Source organism: Pseudoalteromonas sp. SG43-4, assembly GCF_014164325.1.
Classification (GTDB): domain Bacteria; phylum Pseudomonadota; class Gammaproteobacteria; order Enterobacterales; family Alteromonadaceae; genus Pseudoalteromonas; species Pseudoalteromonas distincta.
This window is the reverse complement of the sequence record NZ_JACJFB010000044.1, coordinates 1-1,492: the sequence shown is the minus strand read 5'-3', so window position 1 is coordinate 1,492 and position 1,492 is coordinate 1. Positions and strand designations below refer to the sequence as shown.

The following is a 1,492-nucleotide window of genomic DNA, read 5'->3' as shown; positions in this document are numbered from 1 at the left end:
AGCTGTCTCTTGATCACAAGTCTGACTCAAGAGATTTTGCTAAATCGTAGCCTTCCAGGATGGCTTGTAACTTAAGCCATCCTTGCCATAACACTTTCACAGATGCACGCCCTGTGCGCTTGGTATCTTTCCAGCCTCCTAACTTTGCCAGTTCCTGATACGCCCATGACATATTTGGAGCAGTTTCAGGCAATGGTGTTTTTATTCTCTTTAACCACAATAACTTCCATGCTTTGGGAGATAACAGTTGTTCACAACTTGGAGAATCAGGCTGCTCATTGGTGAACTTTAGTTGCAATATTCGCGTCGCAATAAAGCCATTAATCGTCACCAATCTTTCCATGTTATCTTGGCTTTGAAGGCGTAAACTTTCGATATCCGTGCCATCACTTTTCCAGACTTTATGGTATTCCTCTACAAGCCAACGGTGCTCATAGTAGGTGATGATAGCTAAGGCGTCTTCTTTGCTGGTGACTGGTTCACTGGTTAATAGGTGCCAGCTTAAGCCGTTCTCAGCGTTTCCTCTCTCTGCACTGCCGACATAGTAAACTGGGAGGGAGCGTCCTTTCTTATTGTAAGGCGCTTTGAGTGTCACTGGCGCATAGGTGATATCCAGTGTTGCGCTTCGGGCTTTTCTTCCTCCTTTTTGTGCAATGTGGATGTGTTTGGTGCCTGCACTCATCAGCTCGCTTGCAAACGCATAGAGCTTATCCTCACCTTCTTCAATATGACGACTTTGCATCGAGCGTACGACGAATCGTTGCTGCTCGGTCAGTTTATACTGCAAGTATTCGTAGATGTCCGCTTCGCGGTCACACACCGATATCACGTTCGCCATTTGTCCTTGCAGCCGCTCTGCCATCGCTCGTGACGCTGACTCCCACTTGTAACTTTCTTTTTCTTCGTAAGAAGTCGTCGCGTGTTTTTCTCTTTTTCCAATCGTGTTGATATCACGACTCCAGCGAGACTGTTCAATTAATCCCACAACTTGCTTTGTGTCTGGCGCAAACAGTAATACGCTATGAGCTAACAAGCCTCGTTGTTTTGCTCCTCGTCCGACATGACCCAAATCATCTCGAATGGAGGAATGTTTATAAATTAGTGTGGTCGTGTCTTCTAATGCGAGCAATAAGTTATGACTTTTTGCTTGTTCAACCGTGGCTTTAAAGCCTGACTCTGCTATAGCCGTTGCGTCAATATTCTCGTTGCGAATAAAGCGGTAGGCACCTTCCATATCGGCGGGGGATTGAGTGATGTTTACAAGTGGTTTTCCTGGTTCATTTGCAAGCGTTGATGCTAACTTTACTAGACGCGCTGTTCTTCTTGGATCACCTAAGTCCGATTTACCGAATTGTTGTTTTGCCCAATGAGTATGTTCGTTAATCATAATGTGCCCTCAAACAAGATTTGAAGATCTGATCATGACATTGAGATTTAGTTCAAAAAAATCCCCGCTAATTTCTTAGCAGGGATTTGTGTATAAGAGACAGCT

1 protein-coding gene is annotated in these 1,492 nt (G+C 44.8%); it reads right to left on the bottom strand.

The window, feature by feature from the left end:
* Positions 1-13 precede the first annotated feature (13 nt).
* Positions 14-1,387 carry an IS4 family transposase gene (locus H5160_RS20050; protein WP_182716915.1) on the bottom strand — a complete coding sequence of 458 codons (1,374 nt, stop codon included), beginning with the start codon at positions 1,385-1,387 and terminating at the stop codon, positions 14-16.
* Positions 1,388-1,492 lie beyond the last annotated feature (105 nt).